A 19,390-nucleotide genomic window follows, 5' to 3' on the forward strand; every position below is an offset into this window, starting at 1 on the left:
GGCTCATGGGCACCAGTAAATCTCTAACGTAGGTTGCAGGAAGGCACGAATCGGCAAGGCGGCAACATCTGTGCCCCCCAGCGCTTCGTTGAGGGTGTTCAATTTGGACTGGCCCTGGATCGACAGCACCTTGTGCTTCGCGCTCGCCAACAGGCTGCGACTCATGCTCAGACGCTGGTGCGGCACCGTTGGCGCCAGCATCGCCCAGCAACGACGCGGGTTGTCCAGTTGCAGGGCTTCACTCAGATTCGGGCTATTGGGGAACAGCGACGCGGTATGCCCGTCATCGCCCATACCCAGGATCAGCACATCGATCGGCGGCAACTCGGCCAGCCCCTGATCGGCCTCCAGCGCAGCCTTTTCTACCGTGGCTGCAGCGTTATACAAGCCGACAAAACGGGCTTTGGCCGCCGGGCCTTGGAGCAGATGCTTTTTAAGCAGGCCCGCGTTGCTGTCGGCATGCTCGACCGGCACCCAGCGTTCATCCGCCAGGCTGACAACCACTTTCGACCAATCGACCGGCTGCTTGATCAAGCTTTGGAAAAACGCCATCGGGCTGCGGCCGCCGGACACCACCAGAGTGGCAACGCCCTGCTCGGCGATAGCCTGGTTCAATTGCCCGGCAACTTTTGTTGCCAGCCCTTCGGCCAACAACGCCGGGTTCTTGAAGGTGTGCGAGCTCACACCTTCAGGCAGTTTCAAATCAGATATCGCCATACCAAGACCTCCCGTCCCGCGTAATCAGTGCAATGGAACTCATCGGCCCCCAGGACCCCGCCGCGTAAGGCTTGGGCGCATCACCGGACTTTTTCCAGCCGGCGATCAACTGGTCGCACCATTTCCATGCCGCTTCAATTTCATCTTTGCGTACAAACAGGTTCTGGTTGCCGCGCATGACTTCGAGCAACAGGCGCTCGTAAGCATCCGGAATCCGTGTGCTGCGATAAGTGTCAGAAAAATTCAATTGCAACGGGCCGCTGCGCAGTTGCATGCCTTTATCCAGGCCCTGGTCCTTGGTCATTACCCGCAAGGAAATACCTTCGTCCGGTTGCAGGCGAATAATCAGCTTGTTGCCGATTTGCAGGCGCTGCTCGGGAGCAAAGATGTAGTGCGACGGCTCCTTGAAGTGGATAACGATTTGCGAGAGCTTTTGTGGCATGCGCTTGCCGGTGCGCAGGTAGAACGGCACCCCTGCCCAACGCCAGTTACGAATATCGGCGCGCAGTGCCACAAAGGTCTCGGTGTCACTCTGGGTGTTGGAGTTTTCTTCCTCCAGATAACCCGGCACCGACTGACCTTCGCTGTAACCGGCAATGTACTGGCCGCGTACCACCTGGGTGGTCAGGCCTTCGGCGCTGATCGGGGCCAGGGCCTTGAGCACTTTGACCTTTTCGTCGCGAATGCTGTCGGCCGACAGGTCCGCAGGCGGGTCCATGGCAATCAGGCACAGCAACTGCAGCAGGTGGTTCTGGATCATGTCGCGCAGTTGGCCAGCCTTGTCGAAATAGCCCCAGCGGCCCTCGATGCCGACTTTCTCGGCCACGGTGATTTCAACGTGGGAGATGTAGCGCTGGTTCCACTGGGTCTCGAACAGGCTGTTGGCAAAACGCAGCGCGATCAGGTTTTGTACGGTCTCTTTGCCCAGGTAGTGGTCGATGCGGTAAGTGCGGTTCTCGGGGAAGAACTGCGCCACGGAATCGTTGACCTTGCGCGAAGACTCAAGATCCGAGCCGATGGGCTTTTCCAGCACCACACGGGTATTTTCAGCCAGGCCGACCGCGGACAGGTTCTCGCAAATGGCACCGTACACAGCCGCCGGAGTGGCGAAGTAAGCGATCAGGCGCTGCTCTGTGCCGGCCATTTCAGCCAGCGCCAGGTAATCTTCAGTCTTGAAAAAATCCACATGCAGGTAGCTCAAGCGAGCCAGGAAGCGGTTCAATGCTTCGACTTCGATTTCCTTCTCGCCCAGATACTGGCGCAACTGGCTGTCGATATGCGCCAGGTGCGTGGAGGCCTCGCCCGGCTCTCGGGCCAGCGCGAGAATGCGTGTGTCGGCATGCAGCAGACCGGCGCGATCCAGTTGGTACAAGGCAGGAAACAGCTTGCGCAGGGCCAGATCGCCAAGGGCGCCGAACAAGGCAAAGGTGCACGGTTCAACCGTAATCGAAGGCATGATGTTTGTTCTTTTATCAAGTTAAGCTACAAATACCTTTTTTCAAGGTATCACTCAAGGAAAAATGTAGTAATAAACACAACATTTTCTCAAAATACAGATTCCTGCTAGTGGTCGTCACAGGCCACCAGTAGGATAGGCCACCTTCCAGAACCGCTTTAGTCCGGTTCTTGCATCGCTGACCCAAGGACCATAAATGGACCGCGTGCGAAATTTACTCGAACAGATCAAGGGCCGCCTCGAAGACCTGAACAAGGCCGAGCGCAAAGTGGCCGAAATCATTTTGCAGAACCCGCAGCAGGCGACCCGATTCAGCATCGCCGCCCTGGCGCAGGCAGCTTCTGTCAGCGAACCCACGGTTAACCGTTTCTGCCGTTCATTTGGTGTCAGCGGCTACCCCGAGTTAAAGCTGCAACTGGCACAAAGCCTGGCCAGCGGCGCAGCTTACGTGAGCCGCGCGGTAGAGGCAGACGATAATCCGGCCGCGTATACACAAAAAATCTTCGGCAGCGCCATCGCCTCGCTGGACAGTGCCTGCCAGGCACTGGACCCCAACCTTATCAGCCGCGCCGTCGACTTGCTGATCCAGGCCCGGCAGATCCACTTTTTTGGCTTGGGCGCTTCTGCACCGGTGGCACTGGATGCGCAACACAAGTTCTTCCGCTTCAACCTGGCCGTCACCGCCCACGCCGACGTGCTGATGCAGCGCATGATCGCCTCGGTGGCGCACACGGGTGAATTGTTCGTGATTATTTCCTACACCGGTCGCACCCGTGAACTGGTGGAAGTGGCTCGCATTGCGCGCGCCAACGGTGCCTCGGTACTGGGGCTAACTGCGGAAAACTCGCCACTGGCCAAGGCCAGCACTCTGAGCCTGAACATCCCGCTGCCCGAAGACACCGACATCTATATGCCGATGACCTCGCGCATCATCCAGCTGACCGTACTGGATGTACTGGCAACCGGCATGACCCTGCGCCGCGGCGTGGACTTCCAGCCACACCTGCGCAAAATCAAGGAAAGCCTCAACGCCAGCCGCTATCCGGTGGGCGATGAGTTCAACTAGGCAAGCGCTTGGTAATGCCCCATCAGACGCTGCAAAGCCCCGCCCTCGCCTGCAAGCTCAAATGAGCCTGCTCGCCCGGGGCAAGGGCCTGGTTATGGGTACCGCCACTCGTGGACTCCACACACACAAAGCCCATCACTTCGTTCCAGCTCACCCCCAGCAACGGCCGCTTGCCGGGATGCCAGACCACCGTGCTGCCCTGATCACCCGTGTCGATGCTCAAAGCCCGTTGCCAGGCATGGTCATTGAGCTGCATTTCGCCGTCATGCTGGAACACCCGCTGACAACCACCTCCCACCCGTAACTCGCCTTTCTGCTGGCATACCTCACGGTTCAACTGGTCGTAGCCGTGCGCTCCGTCCAGACCGGACAGCGCTACCTCAGCAACATCACCAATTCGCCAGTAAGCGCGCAACGCCTGGCTCACCTGGCAAGGCTCGTCGTCCTGATGTTCGGTGCTCAGGCGCAGCTCCATTTCTTCGCCCAATCGCGCATGCAAATCCACCTGCCAATCGCACAGCTGCAAGCGCCAGTGCAAGGTCACCCCTTCTTCGTCGCTGCTGCTGTCGAGCAGCTTCCAGTCGATCAGCCGCGCCCAGCCATGGGATGGCCAGGCGTTTTCACTGGGGTGACGGCCATACCAGGGCCAGAAGATCGGTACCCCACCACGTATCGCACCCACTTGCGGCCACTTGGCAGCGCACCACAGCCAGGGTTTTTGCCCGGTCGGCTGGAAGTGCAGCAACTGCGCGCCCTGACGGCTGAACACCGCCTGGCAATGCGGATGATCGATCACCAGTACGTCGCGCTGCTGAAAGCGCTCCCACTGGAAAACCGGCTGCTCGCGTCTGGATTTGAAAAAACGGTGAAGCGGATGCTCATGCATGTGCCGCAGTCCTGAAAATCATGCGCCGGGGGGTGCAGCCCCGAAAAAAAGCGGATAGCCAAGGCTATCCGCTGGAAAAACAAGGAGCTTAGCGCATTTAGAACGTCGACTGAATTTTCAGTCCGGCCACCAATGCGTTGTCTACCTGGTCCACACCACCCGGGTGAGTGATGTACTGCAGGTTTGGACGCACCGTCAGCCAGTTGGTCACGTGGAAGCCGTAGTTGAGTTCGTAGTTGTACTCGGTATTGCGCAGCGGCGTGTACAAGGGGTCGCTGTAGTCGGTGGCACCGATGGACGCATTGATCAGCTCGGCGCTTTTCTTCACGTCATCGTTGACATGAATACGGGCGGCGCCAATGCCGATGTCATCCTTGGGCCGGGCATCGAACGGCCCTTTGTACACAAACATCAGCGACTGATAGTTGTCGACGATGTTGGTCTGCTTGTCATGGAAAGTGGCGTTGGCCGCGATATGCAGGCCGCGCGAAGCGTCACCGTTGTGGCTAGTGAGCTGCTGCTGCACGACAAACCAGTAGCCGTGTTTGCTGTCACGTACGCGATAGTCCTGACCATCATTGGTGATATTGACCTTCACGTCATCGGCAGGCGCCGTGCTCTTGTAGTAACCCACACGGTATTCGCCCGGCAGGTCGTTGACCTTGGGCGACCACACCAACTCAACCGGCAACACAGTGCCCTTGGTACCGCTGCCGCTGAGCTTGAAGCCGTTGCCGTGCTCCAGTTGCGACGGGTTCTGGTTGTACGCACCGATTTGCGCGTACAACTCAGGCGTGATGTTGTACTTCACGCGCAGCGCCGCCTGGCTGACCGGCCAGTTGTACCAGAGGTTGGTGGCCCAGTTACCCACCTGCGAGCCACAGAACGCCAGGTTCTGGAATTCGCACGGGAAGGTGTTGAAGTCCTCGCCTTCACCGAAATAACCGGCCTTGACGTCCAGCTTGCCATCGAGGAACTGGTGCTGGATCCACAATTGGGTCAGACGCACCATATGGCCACGGCCATAGACTTCCTGGGAGGAACTCAAGGTCCCTGCACGCGGATCACCGACACGGTCATTGGAGATATTCTGACCATTACGGTTGGTCAGCTGGATCTTCGCCTGGGTGTTGTCCCAGCCCCACAGCTTTTGCAGGTCCAGCGCCACACCCAGACCAAACTGGTCGCTGTAGCGTGCGGTCTTGTCGTCGTTGTAGCCACCGTGCAGGTTGGCGCCCACTTCACCGACATAATCGGCCTTGATGTCGATACCCTGCTCGATCAGTCTGGTGCGCTCGCCGCCCCAGTCGCCCGTCATCCATTTCGAATCGGCACTGAAGGCTTCGTCGGCGTAGACACTGCTTGCACCCAGACCTAGCGCGACAATTGCCGATAGCTGGCAGGCCAGACGGGTGCGGGTCATTCTGTTAGTCATCCCTTTAATCCTCGTTGTCTTCTTATTGGCTTTGTTTAACGCGGCACAACTGCAAGGAGGCCCGGTAACAGGCTCCCTGTTGACTTAACGACCCTTGAATTGCGCCACGTTATCAGCCCGGCCTTGAGCCTGAGGCGAACTCATCGCCCCCAGGCGCTCCCCCGTATTCGCATCAAACAGTAGCACTTTGGCAGGATCGAACTGCAAATTGAGGCTCTGACCGACCGCAGGGGCATCATCCGGAGCCATGCGGCAGCACACTTTGATGCCGTTGAGGCTGACAAAAACCAGGGTATCGGGGCCGGTGGGTTCGACAACCTGCACCTCGGCGCGAATAACCGGCAGGCCATTGGGTTCGGCTGGCGCCAGCACAATTTGCTCGGCGCGGATGCCCACGATCACATCGCGGTCTTCCAGCCCGGCGTCCTGCATGCCCAGCGGCAGCTCGCAACGCGCCTGGCCGCTGTCGAGCAAGGCCAGCAAGCGCCCGTCGCGACGCTGCAAACGCAGGGGGATAAAGTTCATCGGTGGCGAGCCAATAAAACTGGCGACAAACAGGTTGGCCGGGTCGTTGTAGATCTGTTTCGGCGTACCGAACTGCTGAATGATGCCGTCTTTCATCACCGCCACTTTGTCGCCCAGGGTCATGGCTTCGATCTGGTCGTGGGTAACGTAGACGGTGGTGGTTTTCAGGCGCTGGTGCATCAGCTTCATTTCGGTGCGCATCTCGACCCGCAGCTTGGCATCGAGGTTGGACAGCGGTTCGTCGAACAGGTAGATCTTCGGCCGCCGCGCCAGCGCCCGGCCCATGGCCACGCGCTGCTGCTGGCCACCGGACAACTGGCCGGGCTTGCGCGTCAGCAGGTGCTCGATCTGCAGCAGTTTGGACACCCGCGCCACTTCTTCGTCAATGGCCGCCGCACTCATCTTGCGGATCTTCAGGCCGAAGGCAATGTTGTCGCGGACATTCATGGTCGGGTACAGCGCGTAGGACTGAAACACCATGGCGATGTCACGGTCCTTGGGGCTCATGCCGCTGATATCAGCATCGTCCACCAGAATCGCCCCGCCACTGATGCTCTCAAGACCGGCGATGCAGTTCATCAGGGTTGATTTGCCGCAGCCCGAAGGGCCCACCAGAATCAGGAACTCGCCGTCATCGATGTTCAGCTCGATGTTTTTCAGCGTGTCGGGCAAACCCTTGCCGTAGGATTTATTTACGTTGCGTAATTCTAGAGTCGCCATGCCTTACCCCTTGACCGCGCCGGACGTCAGCCCGCGCAGAAAATACTTGCCCGCAAAGATGTAGACCAGCAGCGTCGGCAGCCCCGCGATCATGGCCGCAGCCATGTCCACGTTGTATTCCTTGGCGCCGGTGCTGGTATTGACCAGGTTGTTGAGCGCCACCGTAATCGGCTGCGCATCGCCACTGGCAAACACCACACCAAACAGAAAGTCGTTCCAGATTTGAGTGAACTGCCAGATCAGGCAGACCATGACGATGGGCACCGACATCGGCAGCAGGATGCGCCCGAAAATAGTGAAAAAGCCCGCACCGTCCAGACGCGCAGCCTTGACCAGCGCATCCGGGATACTCACGTAGTAGTTGCGGAAAAACAGCGTGGTAAAGGCCAGACCGTAGACCACATGCACCAGCACCAGGCCGGTGGTGGTGTTGGCCAGCCCCAGTTTGCCGATGGTGAACGAGGCCGGCAGCAACACCGTCTGAAACGGCAGGAAGCAGCCAAACAATAGCAGGCCGAAAAACAGCTGCGAGCCGCGAAAACGCCACATCGACAGGACATAACCGTTCATGGCGCCGATAAAGGTCGAAATCAGGACCGCTGGCACGGTGATTTTCACCGAGTTCCAGAAATACCCGCCCACCGTGTCCCAGGCCTTGATCCAGCCGATACCGTCGATCACTTGCGGCCAGCTCAGCAGGTTGCCGGTGCGGATGTCTTCCGGGGTTTTGAAACTGGTAAGCAGCATCACCACCAGCGGCACCAGATACACCGCCGCCGCAAGGATCAGGGTGGCGTAGATCGCCACACGGCTGAAGGTAAAACGCTGAGCATTAATCATGGCGTTTGTTCCTCAGCTCGGAATACAGATACGGCACGAGAATGGCCAGAATCGCGCCCAGCATCATGATCGCGCTGGCAGAACCGATGCCCATTTGCCCACGGCTGAAAGTAAAGGAGTACATGAACATCGCAGGCAGATCCGAGGAGTAGCCAGGGCCACCGGCAGTCATCGCTGACACCAGGTCGAAGCTCTTGATGGCAATGTGCGCCAGGATCATGAAGGCGCTGAAAAACACCGGTCGCAGGCTCGGCAGGACAATGCGCAAGTAGATGGTCGGCAAGTTTGCGCCGTCGACCTGAGCGGCACGAATGATCGACTGATCAACCCCGCGCAACCCGGCCAGAAACATCGCCATGACAAATCCGGAGGCCTGCCATACCGCCGCGATCACCAGGCAGTACACCACCCGGTCCTGATCCAGCAGCCAGTCAAAGCGAAAGCCTTCCCAGCCCCAGTCACGAAGCATTTTATCCAGCCCCAGGCCCGGGTTGAGCAGCCATTTCCAGGCCGTACCGGTGACGATCATGGAGAGCGCCATCGGGTACAGGTAGATGGTGCGGATAAAACCTTCCTTGCGAATCCGCTGGTCGAGCAGAATCGCCAGGAACACGCCAATCACCAGGCTGATGACGATAAACATGCCACCAAACACCGCCAGGTTCTTGCTCGCAACCCACCAGCGGTCATTGGCCATCAAGCGCGCATATTGCTGCAGGCCGACCCACTGGTAGCTGGGCATAAAACTGGAGTTGGTGAACGACAGCAGGAACGTCCAAAAAATGTAGCCATAAAAGCCCACCAATACGATCAGCATGCTCGGCGCCAAAACCAGCTTGGGCAACCAGCGCTGCAGCGCATCAAAGGGCGAGGCCTTGCTGAACACAGCCACGGAACTCATCGAAATACTCCCGGCAGGGTATGCCGGCATCCGCCAATGCAGATGCCGCACAACCAGGGACAAGGGGGGGGAGCCACGCACAAGGCGTGGCGGGTCAGCTCAACGAATTACTGTGCCGACTTGATGGCCGAATAGAGCTTTTTCCCGGCAGTGGCCGGATCAGCACTCTTGTCGCTCATAAAGTTGCTTACCGTGTCGAAAATAGCGCCCTGTACCGCCAGCGAGGTGGCCATGTTATGCGCCATGCTCGGCAACTGACCGTGGGTTTTGCCCGCTTCGGCAAAATCCTTGGCCGAGGCCTGGGCACAGCTGTCGAACTTGCTCATGTCCAGGTCACTGCGTACCGGGATCGAGCCTTTGTTCTGGTTGAACACGTACTGGAATTCGGGTTCAAGGGCGACTTTGGCCACGTCGTTTTGCGCGGCGATATTGCCCGGCGTGTTGTTTTTCGCCGAGAGTTTGAACATCGCCAGCGAGTCGATGTTGTAGGTAAAGCTGCCCTGGGTGCCCGGAAACGGCACGCATTCGAAATCAGTACCGGCCTTTTTGCCCGCAGCAGCCCATTCGCTTTTCGCCCAGTCACCCATGATCTGCATGCCGGCCTTGCCGTTGATCACCTTGGCCGCTTCCAGGTTCCAGTCCTGGCCGGTGCCGTCAGGGTCCATATAGCCCTGGAGTTTTTTCAGTTTGCTGAACACTTCAGCCATCTGCGGGCCGGTGAGGGTTTTCTCATCAAGATCGACGAACGCTTTTTTATAGCCTTGCGGGCCCATGACGCTCAGCACCAGGTCTTCAAAGACCGTGCTGTCCTGCCACGGCTGGCCGCCGTGGGCCAGGGGAATAAAGCCCGCTGCCTTGAGCTTGTCGCCCGCAGCAAAGAGTTCGTCAAGGGTAGTGGGCGCCTTGTCGATACCGGCCTTTTTGAAGACTTCAGGGTTGATCCACAACCAGTTCACCCGGTGAATATTCACCGGTACCGCCACGTAATGGCCGTCGTACTTCATGGTGTCGGATACAGTCTTGGACAGCATGCCATCCCAGTTGTTGGCCTTGGACACCTCATCGAGGTTGGTCAACAAACCCAGTGCGCCCCACTCCTGCAAGTCCGGGCCCTTGATCTGCGCCGCTGATGGCGGGTTGCCGGAGACGGCGCGGGTTTTCAGCACGGTCATGGCCGCAGCACCGCCACCGCCTGCTACAGCGCTGTCCTGCCAGGTATAACCGTCTTTTTCGATCAGTTTTTTCAGCACATCAACCGCTTTGGCTTCACCGCCGGAGGTCCACCAATGCACCACTTCAACCGTGCCTTTGGAATCGGCAGGGGCGGCAGCATAAGCACCCAGGGGGAACAGTGTGGCAAGCGAAATGACAACGGCGAGGCGATTGAATGAATTCATGTCGAGACCTTTCTTGTTGTTATAGCTGTGCAAGTCTTTTGCTTGCGCTGCTAGAGAGTGTATCCATCGCAAACTGCCTGCACGTAACGAACAGACGCCGAAATGTCACAACCTGGTGACATGGCGGCCGAGGTGATTGTTCTGTTCCAAAGATCTTTCAACAGCGCTAAAGCCCGTATTCCTCTGGGCACTTAAGCTGCGCCTATCGATACATAAGGTATTTTCTGCGTTGCATGTAGGACGGATCCCGAAGTCGTTTTCCCACGTTGAACCTGCAAAAAACTTCAGCGAGGCTGCAACACTTCGCCACAATTCAAGAACGGATGCCGGCCCCCCCATCAGGAGATGAGTTTCATGCCAAAACAGCGCGCAACGCCCCAGAATCACTGTTTTATCAGCCAGCTACTGGATCCGGACGGCACCCCCTGCGCCTGGAAGCTGGACATTCGGCGCTCGGGAAAAGTACATGTCCACTGTTTCAATTTCACCGACTACGCGGATCAGGCTGCTGCCCTGGAGGCCGCTGAGACCATGCGTAACCAATTGGTTCTCAAAATGCCCCTGGCGTTTTCTTATGAAAACCGTCAGCGCCTTATGCCGCACAACACCAGCGGTCATCCAGGGGTGTACCGGGTCCGCTCCAACCAGATCGACTACTGGCGTGCGACAACCCGCATTCACGGCTACAACCTGAGCAAGAGCTTTCGCGTTGACCGGCATGGCGATGACGAGGCCAAACGTCTGGCGCTACAAGAGCGTCAGAGGCAACTGACTCTGTGCAATGAGCCCTACGACGTGGCCATGGAAAAACTGCAACAGCACTTCGGCCAGACCAGCAGGCGCGTGCGTGAGAACCGTATCAACGCCGCCATGAACAGCGACCACCCGCCCAGCCCCACCCTTGCAAAGCCTTCGGACAGCAACCTGGAACCCCTGTTGCCCATCAGCCCCGAGCAGGCGACCCTGTCGATCAATCGCCATTTCGCGGCAAGTGCAAAGTAACCCGCAGGCCGCCGGCCCGCAGGTTCTGCAAACTGACTTCACCGCCATGGCTATGGGCGATGCTGCGTGCAATCCCCAATCCGAGCCCGTAGCCCTGCTGCTGCCCGGCCAGGCGAAAGTGCGGTTCGAATACCTGCTCAAGACGCTGCTCGGGTACGCCCGGCCCCTCATCGTCAACCGTGAGGACAAAGGCCTGCTCATTGTCATCAATACGCAAATGCGCGTAGTGGCCGTACTTGAGCGCGTTATCGATCAGGTTGCCCATGCAGCGCCGCAGCGCCAGGGGTTTACCATAGTAAGGTCTGACAGCCCGGCCCTGCAGCGTTACCCGGCCGTTACCCTGGGGCAGCAGGTAAGGCTCGATCAGGCAGTCAAGCAACTGGTTCAAGTCCACGGCTTCGATGTTTTCGTGAATATCGGTGTCTTTCACACATTGCAGCGCCCCTTTGACCAGCATTTCCAGCTCGTCCAGATCACGGCCGAATTTGTATTGCAGTTGTTCGTCGTCGAGCAGCTCGACCCGCAGGCGCAAGCGGGTAATGGGCGTGCGCAAATCATGGGAGATGGCACTGAACAACTGGCCGCGCTCGGTCAGATAACGACTGATGCGGGCACGCATGGTATTGAGGGCGCGCGCCACCTCGACCACTTCACTGCCGCCGCCCACCTCGACCGGCTTGACCTCGTCCTCACCCAGCGACATGTCCCGGGCCGCTCGCGCCAGACGCTTGAGCGGACGGCTTTGCCAGTGCATCAACAGACCGATGAACAACAACAGAAAAATACTGCTGAGCACGATAAACCACACCTGCAGGGCCGGCAGCCCCTCCTCTTCGAGACTGGTGTAGGGCTGGGGCAACAAGGAGGCGATATACAGCCATTCACCGGGCACCATCTGGATTTGTGTGACCAGGATCGGCGGATCGACCGGCTCCAGCGTCAGTGCAAAATGCGCCCAGGAGCGCGGTAGCTCGTCGAGTTTGAGACCGGCATTGAAAATACGCAGATCCTGGGGGCTGACAAACTGCACCGACATCTCGACATTGGGCCCCACGGCCTCGCGCAATACCTGATCCACGGCATCCAGTACCGCCTGCTTGCGCTGGGTGGGCGGCAACACCTGCATATCCAGTGGTTTGTCGTTGAGGCTCACGACAAAACGCGTACCGCCCATGCTGCGCAGTTGATCCAGTACCAATGGGCGATAGGCCAGCGGCAGGGAACGCAGGTAGGCGACGGTGGCGTTCATCGAGTGGGCCAGGCTACGCGCGCTGTTGACCAGGCCTTCGAGTTGCGTGGTACGCAACTGCGACAACCAGATAGCACTGGACAGGGTTTGCGCCAGCAGGATGGCGAGCAAGGTCAGCAACAACATGCGTCCCAGCAGCGAACGGGGCATATGCCATTTGCCCAGGCGCTTAAAGGTCATTGCCGGACATGACCTGAGCCGCCAGCTGATAACCGCTGCCGCGGATGGTGCGGATCAGCCGTGGCGGCTTGTCAGTGTCACGCAGGCGCTGGCGCAGGCGGCTGACCGCCATGTCGACAATGCGATCAAGCGGCATCAGCTCACGCCCGCGGGTTGCATTGCCAATAGTGTCGCGGTCGAGAATCTGCTGCGGGTTATCCAGAAACAATTTGAGCAAGGCAAAATCTGCCCCCGACAAAATCACCTCTTCTCCATCGGTATGAAACAGCCGATGAGTCACGGTGTTCAGCCGCCACTCTTCAAATGCCAGCACCTCGTTGCCCGAGGTGGTAGCGACAAATTGTGCCCTGCGTAACAACGCCTTGATCCGCGCCAGCAGCTCACGGGGGCTGAAGGGTTTACCCAGGTAATCGTCGGCGCCCAGCTCAAGACCAATGATGCGATCGGCCTCGTCGGAACTGGCAGTGAGCATGATGATCGGGATCTGGGCAAAGCGCGGATGCTGACGCACCCAGCGGCACAGGCTGAAGCCGTCTTCATCGGGCAACATGACATCGAGGATCAACAGATCACTCGCCGCGCTGTCCAGCGTTTCGCGAAAACCGGCGCCATCTCCCACGGCACGCACCTGGAAACCGGCGCGGGTGAGATACAGATCAAGCAGGTCGCGAATTTCCTGGTCGTCATCGACCAGCAAAATGGATTTGCCGGGTGTGCTCACAGTGGTGTTCCTTATTGTTTTTATACGGCGATCCAAACTCTGTGGGAGCGGGCTTGCTCGCTCCCACAACAAGCCCACTCACGGAGCTTTCAGCCAAACGCCTGCTGCAACGCCACCCCGGCACCGATCAAACCCGGGTACGGCGCCGTCACCAGCCACACCGGGATACCCTTGAGGTAGTCGCTCATGCAGCCTTTGTCGGCAAAGCTGCGGGCAAAGCCGCTGGCCAGGAAGATATCGGCAAAGCGCGGAATCACCCCGCCGACGATATACACCCCGCCACGGCCACCGATGGTCAGCACATTGTTGCCCGCCACACGGCCCAGCCAGCAACTGAAATGCTCCAGCACTTGCAGCGCCACAGGGTCGCCCGCCAAAGCAGCCGCGGTAATGGCCCGGTCGCTGTCCAGTACCGGTGCATGGCCATCCACCGCACAAATCGCCCGATAGACCCGCGGCAAACCGCTGCCGCTCAAAATGCTCTCGGCGCTCACATGGCCGATTTCATTGTAGATGTGCTGCCACAACTGCACTTCACGCGGGTTGCTCATGGGCAGGTCGACATGCCCGCCCTCCCCCGGCAAGGCCATGAATTGACCCTCGCCGAGATTGAGCAAAGTGCCCACACCCAGCCCGGTGCCCGGCCCGATAACCACCGCCGGGCGCGTCGGGTCAACAACCCCCGGGCAAACCTGGCGCACATCTTCGGGTTGCAGCCGGGTCATGCCCAAGGCCATCGCGCTGAAGTCGTTGATCAGCAGCAGATTGTCGACCTGCAGCGCACGGCAGAAGGCCGAGCGGCTCAAGCGCCAATGGTTGTTGGTAAAACGAAATTCATCGCCACTCACCGGCCCGGCCACTGACAGACATACCGAGCCTACAGAGCCCGGAGCCAGTTCCAGCGTATCCAGGTAAAGCTTGATGGCATCTTCCGGGCAGGCGAAGTCTGCTGTGGGCAATACGCTGACCGAACGCAACTGGTCGTTTTCCCACAACGCAAAACGTGCGTTGGTACCGCCTATATCACCGACCAGTGCGAGCTTCATTTCAGATTTTCCAGAGACGAGGTAAAGGTGCTCGCGCCCTGCTCGGCCGAACTGAAGGCCTGACGCATAAACGCAAACAACTCACGCCCGGTGCCGACGGCATTATCCAGAGTGCCGACAGCCGGGGTGCGCGCGGCAAATTCTGCCTCATCCACCAGCAGTTGCAACGTACCTTTTACCCCATCGACGCGAATTATGTCGCCGTCCTGCACCCGCGCCAGGGCGCCGCCAATCGAAGCCTCGGGGCTCACATGAATCGCTGCCGGGATCTTCCCCGACGCGCCTGACATCCGCCCGTCGGTAATCAGCGCCACCTTGAAGCCCCGATCCTGCAACACACCCAGAAACGGCGTCATCTTGTGCAGCTCGGGCATACCGTTGGAGCGCGGCCCCTGAAAACGCATCACGGCCACGAAGTCGTGTTCCAGCTCACCGGCCTTGAACGCATCGGCCAGTTGCTGCTGGTCCTGGAACACCCGCGCCGGGGCTTCGACGATCTGATGTTCCGGGGCTACCGCCGAGACCTTCATCACGCCACGGCCCAGGTTGCCTTCCATTACCCGCAGGCCACCCTCGCCGGAGAATGCACGGGCAACCGGGCGCAAGATCGACTCGTCGAGGCTTTCAATCGGACCTTCACGCCATACCAGCTCGCCATCCACCAGGAACGGTTCGCGGGTGTAGCGGCTCAGGCCATAGCCCGCCACGGTGTTGACGTTTTCGTGAAGCAGACCGGCTTCCAGCAGCTCCCGAATCAGGAACGCCATACCACCGGCGGCCTGGAAGTGGTTGATATCGGCCTTGCCGTTTGGATACACGTGGGACAGGGTCGGTACCACCTCGGAGAGGTCGGCCATGTCTTGCCAAGTCAGCTGGATACCCGCCGACATGGCAATCGCCGGCATGTGCAAGGTGTGGTTGGTCGAACCGCCGGTGGCGTGCAAGGCCACGATGGAGTTGACCAGCGAACGCTCGTCAACGATCTCGCCCAGCGGCATGAAATCGCCGTTTTGCTTGGTCAGACGAGTGACTTGATGAGCCGCTTCGCGAGTCAGGGCATCGCGCAAAGGCGTGTAGGGGTTAACGAAAGAGGCGCCTGGCAAATGCAGGCCCATCACTTCCATCAGCAACTGGTTGGTGTTCGCGGTGCCGTAGAACGTGCAGGTGCCAGGGCTGTGGTAGGACTTCATCTCCGATTCCAGCAGCTCTTCGCGGCTGGCCTTGCCTTCGGCGTAGCGCTGGCGCACATCGGCTTTTTCCTTGTTGGAAATGCCCGACGGCATCGGCCCACCCGGTACAAAGATGGTCGGCAAGTGACCAAAACGCAGCGCCCCCATCAGCAGGCCCGGCACGATCTTGTCGCAAATGCCCAGCATCAGCGCCGCGTCGAACATATTGTGGGACAGCGCCACGGCTGTGGACAAGGCAATCACTTCGCGGCTCAGCAAACTGAGTTCCATGCCCGGCTCGCCCTGGGTCACGCCGTCACACATGGCTGGAGTGCCACCGGCGAACTGGCCTACCGAGCCAATTTCACGCAATGCTTTTTTGATTTGTTCAGGAAAGTGCTCGTACGGCTGGTGCGCCGAGAGCATGTCGTTATATGACGAAACAATTGCCACGTTGGCCGCGTTCATCATCCGCAGGCTGTTTTTATCTTCAGTGCCACACCCTGCCACGCCGTGGGCGAAGTTCGCGCATTGCAGCTTGCCGCGTTGCGGGCCGTCGCCGGCAGCGCCACGAATAAGCGTCAGATACGCCTCGCGGGTTGCACGACTGCGGGCAATAAGACGCTCGGTGACTTCAAGAACGCGGGGATGCATGTGTTGAACTCCAGGCTAACGGATGTGGCGACCTGTGCGTGTCCTATGCTGACCGAAGGGCTCCGGGGAGCGACTTCAATCATTCGGACCCGTTGATTCAGGTCACTCGTTGTAGATAAAACAAAATATTGCCACTTAAATGGCTTGTTTTCTATTTTTATGCGAATAATCTTGTAATTCCAACAACAAATCGATGGCAGGCGCTTTCCATGACTCTACGAATCGCAATCAATGGTTTTGGCCGTATCGGCCGTAACGTCCTGCGCGCACTGTATACCCAAGGCTACCGTCAGGACCTGCAGATCGTCGCCATCAACGATCTGGGTGACAGTTCGATCAATGCCCATCTACTCAAGTACGACACGGTTCACGGCACGTTCGACGCCAATGTCGAACACGATCAGGAAAGCCTGACCGTCAATGGTGACCGCATCAGCGTGACCGCCATTCGCAATCCGGCCGAACTGCCGTGGGCGGCACTGAACATCGATGTGGTGTTTGAATGCACAGGTTTGTTCACCGAGCGCAGCAAGGCACAAGCACATATTACTGCTGGCGCCCGCAAGGTGATTATCTCTGCTCCCGGCAAAAATGCCGATGCGACGGTGGTCTACGGTGTCAACCACGACATTTTGCGTCAATCCCACCACATTATTTCCAATGCTTCCTGCACGACCAACTGCCTGGCACCCGTGGCGCAGATCCTGCACCGTGAGTTCGGCATTGCAAACGGCCTGATGACCACCATTCACGCCTACACCAATGACCAGAACCTGACCGACGTTTATCACTCGGACCCCTACCGCGCACGTTCGGCCACCCAGAACATGATCCCGAGCAAAACCGGCGCAGCCGAAGCCGTGGGCCTGGTATTGCCGGAACTCGCCGGCAAGCTCACCGGCATGGCCGTGCGGGTGCCGGTGATCAACGTGTCGCTGGTCGACCTGACCATTGAACTCAAGCGCGAAACCACCGCAGCTGAAGTCAACGCGCTGTTCAAGGAAGCCAGCCAGCACTCCAAAGTACTGGGTTACAACACCCTGCCGCTGGTATCGAGCGACTTCAACCACAACCCGCTTTCGTCGATCTTCGATGCCAATCACACCAAAGTCAGCGGCAAACTGCTAAAAGTGCTGGCCTGGTACGACAACGAGTGGGGCTTCTCCAACCGCATGCTCGATAACTGCCTGGCGCTGCACAACGCGGAGTAACGCGATGATCGGTATCAGCTTCACCACGGCCACCCTGGCGGCGCGCAAGCGTATCGCCCTGGTGGCCCACGATCATTGCAAGGGCTTTTTGCTGGACTGGGCCGAACGCCACAAGGCAGCCCTCAGCCAGCATGACCTGTGCGCCACCGGCACCACCGGGCTGCTGCTGAGCCAGCGCCTGGGCCTGCCGATCGAAAGCATGATCAGCGGGCCGTTGGGCGGCGATCAACAGGTGGGGGCACGGATCGCCGAGCAACGGGTCGACATGCTGGTGTTCTTCTGGGACCCGTTCGAGCCCCAGCCCCACGACCCGGACATCAAGGCACTGCTGCGGGTTGCGGCAGTGTGGAACATCCCCGTGGCGTGCAATGAATGCAGCGCCGACTACCTGCTCAGCAGCCCGCTGATGAGCCAGCCCCATGAACACCGCATTCCTGATTACAGTGCGTATTTGAAGGGTCGGGTTTAGGTTTATGGTGGGAGCGAGCCTGCTCGCGAAGACGCACTATCGTCTACGACCTTCGCGAGCAGGCTCGCTCCCACCAGAACGATTTCAAACCATTTCAAAACAGCACTTGACCAATAGCACAGATGATAAGCATTATCATTCGCTCAAAATCGGTCGGGTAGCACTGTGAGTCAGTCCCACTTCAATCAAGTCTTCCTTACCCAACGGGTAACCCTGCTGCGCACCCTGGAGCGGATGGTCAACAACCACAGCACCGCCGAAGACCTGCTGCAGGAGACCTACCTGCGCGTAACCCGCGCCTTGAGCGAACGCAGCGTCGAGCACCTTGAGCCCTTTGTGTTCCAGACCGCACGCAATCTGGCGCTTGACCACCTGCGCGCCCGGCGGATCCAGTCACGCACCGTGGTCGAAGATGTGCCCACTGAAGTGATCGAAGGCGTTGCCTCCCCTCTCAGCACCCCTGAAGAAGCCCATCAAGCCGCGCAACTACTGGAGCGTCTGAGTGTGAGCCTGAGCCAGTTAAGTGCCCGTCAACAACGGATTTTCATCCTCAGCCGCCTGCATGGCTGCAGTTATCAGGAGATTGCCGAAGAGCTTGACGTTTCCTTGAGCACCGTTCAAAAGGAACTCAAATTGATCATGGCAATCTGCATCGGGGTAGCCGACAGACTCAATCGCCCTTAACCTTGACCGGCGATGCCTGCTAGAACGCTCTGAAACTGCCAAGGAACATCCGTGACGGACACTCACAAATCTGCCGTGCCAGAACTGGCGCAAGACGTGCTGCAGGACAGCGCCATGGATCAGGCACTGGAATGGCTGATTACTCTTGAGTGTGCGAGCGACGAACAAAAAGCCGCTTTCGAAAACTGGCTCAATGCCGACCCCGCCCATGCCCAGGCCTTTGCCAAGGCCAATGCGATCTGGAACGGCGAACCGCTGCTGGCCGCCGCGCAAACCCTGCAAGCCCGCCGTAGCCCCGGCCTGTTGCGGCGCATAGGACGACACTGGAAACACCTGGCAACTGCGGCGGTGGTGATTATCAGCGTCGGCAGCTACAGCAATGTACCGTTACGCCTGCAAGCCGATCACCTGACCGTGGTGGGCGAGCGCCAGCGCCTGCAACTCGAGGACGGCTCAAAAGTGCTGCTTAACACCAACTCGGCGTTTTCCAGCAAGGTGGTCAATGCCCAAAGCAGCGCCCGCCTGTATCAGGGCGAAGCGTATTTCGAAATTCCCGCCGACCTGGAGTTCCCGCTGGTGCTTGATGCTGGCCCCGTGCGCGTCAGCGTGCGCGACACCGCCTTCGCCGTGAGCTACCTCAATGGTGAAACACAGGTGCGGGTGCAGCGCGGCGACGTCGACTTGCGGGTCAACAGTGCCGGTGCGCAAATGCGCCTGTCGGCTGGCAACAGCGTGCGCATTGGCCCTGACGGCTTCAGCAAGACCGCCCGGCTCAACCCCCAGACCGACCTGGCCTGGGTGCAGGGGCGCCTGGTGTTCGAAAACTGCCCGATGGGCAAGGTGCTGGATGAAGTACGCCGCTACTACCCAGGCTGGATCGTCAACAACAACGACAAACTCGCCAACGTGGCAGTGACCGGCAACTACCGGCTGGATCAGCCTCTGGATATCGTCCGCTCACTGGCCCATATCACCTCAAGTAGCCTTTCAGAATTCCCGGCGTTGGTAATTCTCAATTAAAAGTAGGTTTTTTTACTCGATAGCCTAAGGTCATACGTCTCG

18 protein-coding genes are annotated in these 19,390 nt (G+C 58.9%); 6 read left to right on the plus strand and 12 right to left on the minus strand.

Annotated features, from left to right (window positions below):
* Positions 1–3: 3 nt before the first annotated feature.
* Positions 4–717: a 6-phosphogluconolactonase gene (gene pgl, locus ACP7BE_RS16505; protein WP_426106553.1), complete on the minus strand. Its 714-nt coding sequence runs from the start codon at positions 715–717 to the stop codon at positions 4–6.
* Positions 704–2,173 (minus strand): glucose-6-phosphate dehydrogenase, encoded by a 1,470-nt coding sequence (zwf, locus tag ACP7BE_RS16510; RefSeq protein ID WP_095003270.1) that lies wholly within the window; start codon positions 2,171–2,173, stop codon positions 704–706. Before zwf ends, pgl begins: the two co-directional genes overlap by 14 nt.
* 205 nt (positions 2,174–2,378) lie before the next feature.
* On the opposite strand from zwf, the gene ACP7BE_RS16515 reads away from it, so the two are divergent.
* A complete protein-coding gene (locus ACP7BE_RS16515) occupies positions 2,379–3,239 on the plus strand; it encodes a MurR/RpiR family transcriptional regulator (RefSeq protein WP_169845242.1) in 861 nt (286 codons plus the stop codon).
* 22 nt (positions 3,240–3,261) lie between these two features.
* Here the strand turns inward: ACP7BE_RS16515 and ACP7BE_RS16520 are convergent, their stop codons facing one another.
* From ACP7BE_RS16520 to ACP7BE_RS16545, 6 genes are all read right to left on the minus strand, one after another.
* Positions 3,262–4,125, minus strand: a complete 864-nt coding sequence (locus tag ACP7BE_RS16520; RefSeq protein WP_095003271.1) for a D-hexose-6-phosphate mutarotase — start codon at positions 4,123–4,125, stop codon at positions 3,262–3,264.
* A gap of 97 nt (positions 4,126–4,222) precedes the next feature.
* Positions 4,223–5,560 carry a carbohydrate porin gene (locus ACP7BE_RS16525; protein WP_095003272.1) on the minus strand — a complete coding sequence of 446 codons (1,338 nt, stop codon included), beginning with the start codon at positions 5,558–5,560 and terminating at the stop codon, positions 4,223–4,225.
* A gap of 84 nt (positions 5,561–5,644) precedes the next feature.
* Positions 5,645–6,805, minus strand: coding sequence for an ABC transporter ATP-binding protein (locus ACP7BE_RS16530; RefSeq protein ID WP_426106556.1), 1,161 nt, complete (start codon positions 6,803–6,805; stop codon positions 5,645–5,647).
* 3 nt (positions 6,806–6,808) lie between these two features.
* Complete coding sequence (locus ACP7BE_RS16535; RefSeq protein WP_095003274.1) at positions 6,809–7,645, minus strand: carbohydrate ABC transporter permease; 837 nt, start codon at positions 7,643–7,645, stop codon at positions 6,809–6,811.
* On the minus strand, positions 7,638–8,546 hold the full coding sequence (locus tag ACP7BE_RS16540; RefSeq protein WP_095003275.1) for a carbohydrate ABC transporter permease: 909 nt from the start codon (positions 8,544–8,546) through the stop codon (positions 7,638–7,640). The genes ACP7BE_RS16535 and ACP7BE_RS16540 overlap by 8 nt, the downstream gene beginning before the upstream one ends.
* A gap of 107 nt (positions 8,547–8,653) precedes the next feature.
* On the minus strand, positions 8,654–9,943 hold the full coding sequence (locus ACP7BE_RS16545; protein WP_095019694.1) for an ABC transporter substrate-binding protein: 1,290 nt from the start codon (positions 9,941–9,943) through the stop codon (positions 8,654–8,656).
* A gap of 354 nt (positions 9,944–10,297) precedes the next feature.
* Between ACP7BE_RS16545 and ACP7BE_RS16550 the strand changes: the two genes are divergently transcribed.
* A complete protein-coding gene (locus ACP7BE_RS16550; protein WP_095020852.1) occupies positions 10,298–10,945 on the plus strand; it encodes an AP2 domain-containing protein in 648 nt (215 codons plus the stop codon).
* Here ACP7BE_RS16550 and ACP7BE_RS16555 read toward each other — a convergent pair.
* From ACP7BE_RS16555 to edd, 4 genes are all read right to left on the minus strand, one after another.
* A complete protein-coding gene (locus tag ACP7BE_RS16555) occupies positions 10,914–12,374 on the minus strand; it encodes a HAMP domain-containing sensor histidine kinase (RefSeq protein WP_095001387.1) in 1,461 nt (486 codons plus the stop codon). The two genes, ACP7BE_RS16550 and ACP7BE_RS16555, sit on opposite strands and share 32 nt — an antisense overlap.
* The gene (locus tag ACP7BE_RS16560) at positions 12,364–13,095 is read right to left on the minus strand and encodes a response regulator (RefSeq protein WP_095019828.1); all 732 of its coding nucleotides are present in this window, start codon (positions 13,093–13,095) and stop codon (positions 12,364–12,366) included. The genes ACP7BE_RS16555 and ACP7BE_RS16560 overlap by 11 nt, the downstream gene beginning before the upstream one ends.
* Positions 13,096–13,184: 89 nt before the next feature.
* Entirely contained in the window at positions 13,185–14,141 is a 957-nt protein-coding gene (locus tag ACP7BE_RS16565; RefSeq protein ID WP_095001385.1) for a glucokinase, read from the minus strand.
* A complete protein-coding gene (edd, locus tag ACP7BE_RS16570; protein WP_095001384.1) occupies positions 14,138–15,964 on the minus strand; it encodes a phosphogluconate dehydratase in 1,827 nt (608 codons plus the stop codon). Before edd ends, ACP7BE_RS16565 begins: the two co-directional genes overlap by 4 nt.
* Before the next feature lie 209 nt (positions 15,965–16,173).
* On the opposite strand from edd, the gene gap reads away from it, so the two are divergent.
* The 4 genes from gap to ACP7BE_RS16590 all read left to right on the plus strand — a co-directional run bounded on the left by gap (position 16,174) and on the right by ACP7BE_RS16590 (position 19,348).
* A complete protein-coding gene (gene gap / locus ACP7BE_RS16575; RefSeq protein ID WP_315266076.1) occupies positions 16,174–17,175 on the plus strand; it encodes a type I glyceraldehyde-3-phosphate dehydrogenase in 1,002 nt (333 codons plus the stop codon).
* 4 nt (positions 17,176–17,179) lie between these two features.
* Positions 17,180–17,644 carry a methylglyoxal synthase gene (locus tag ACP7BE_RS16580; protein WP_095001382.1) on the plus strand — a complete coding sequence of 155 codons (465 nt, stop codon included), beginning with the start codon at positions 17,180–17,182 and terminating at the stop codon, positions 17,642–17,644.
* Positions 17,645–17,809: 165 nt separating this feature from the next.
* Positions 17,810–18,328 carry an RNA polymerase sigma factor gene (locus tag ACP7BE_RS16585; protein ID WP_095001381.1) on the plus strand — a complete coding sequence of 173 codons (519 nt, stop codon included), beginning with the start codon at positions 17,810–17,812 and terminating at the stop codon, positions 18,326–18,328.
* A gap of 51 nt (positions 18,329–18,379) precedes the next feature.
* Entirely contained in the window at positions 18,380–19,348 is a 969-nt protein-coding gene (locus ACP7BE_RS16590) for a FecR family protein (protein ID WP_095001380.1), read from the plus strand.
* The last annotated feature ends 42 nt before the right edge of the window (positions 19,349–19,390 follow it).

This window comes from Pseudomonas sp. TWR1-1-3, from assembly GCF_049896805.1.
Classification (GTDB): Bacteria; Pseudomonadota; Gammaproteobacteria; order Pseudomonadales; family Pseudomonadaceae; genus Aquipseudomonas; species Aquipseudomonas bubulae.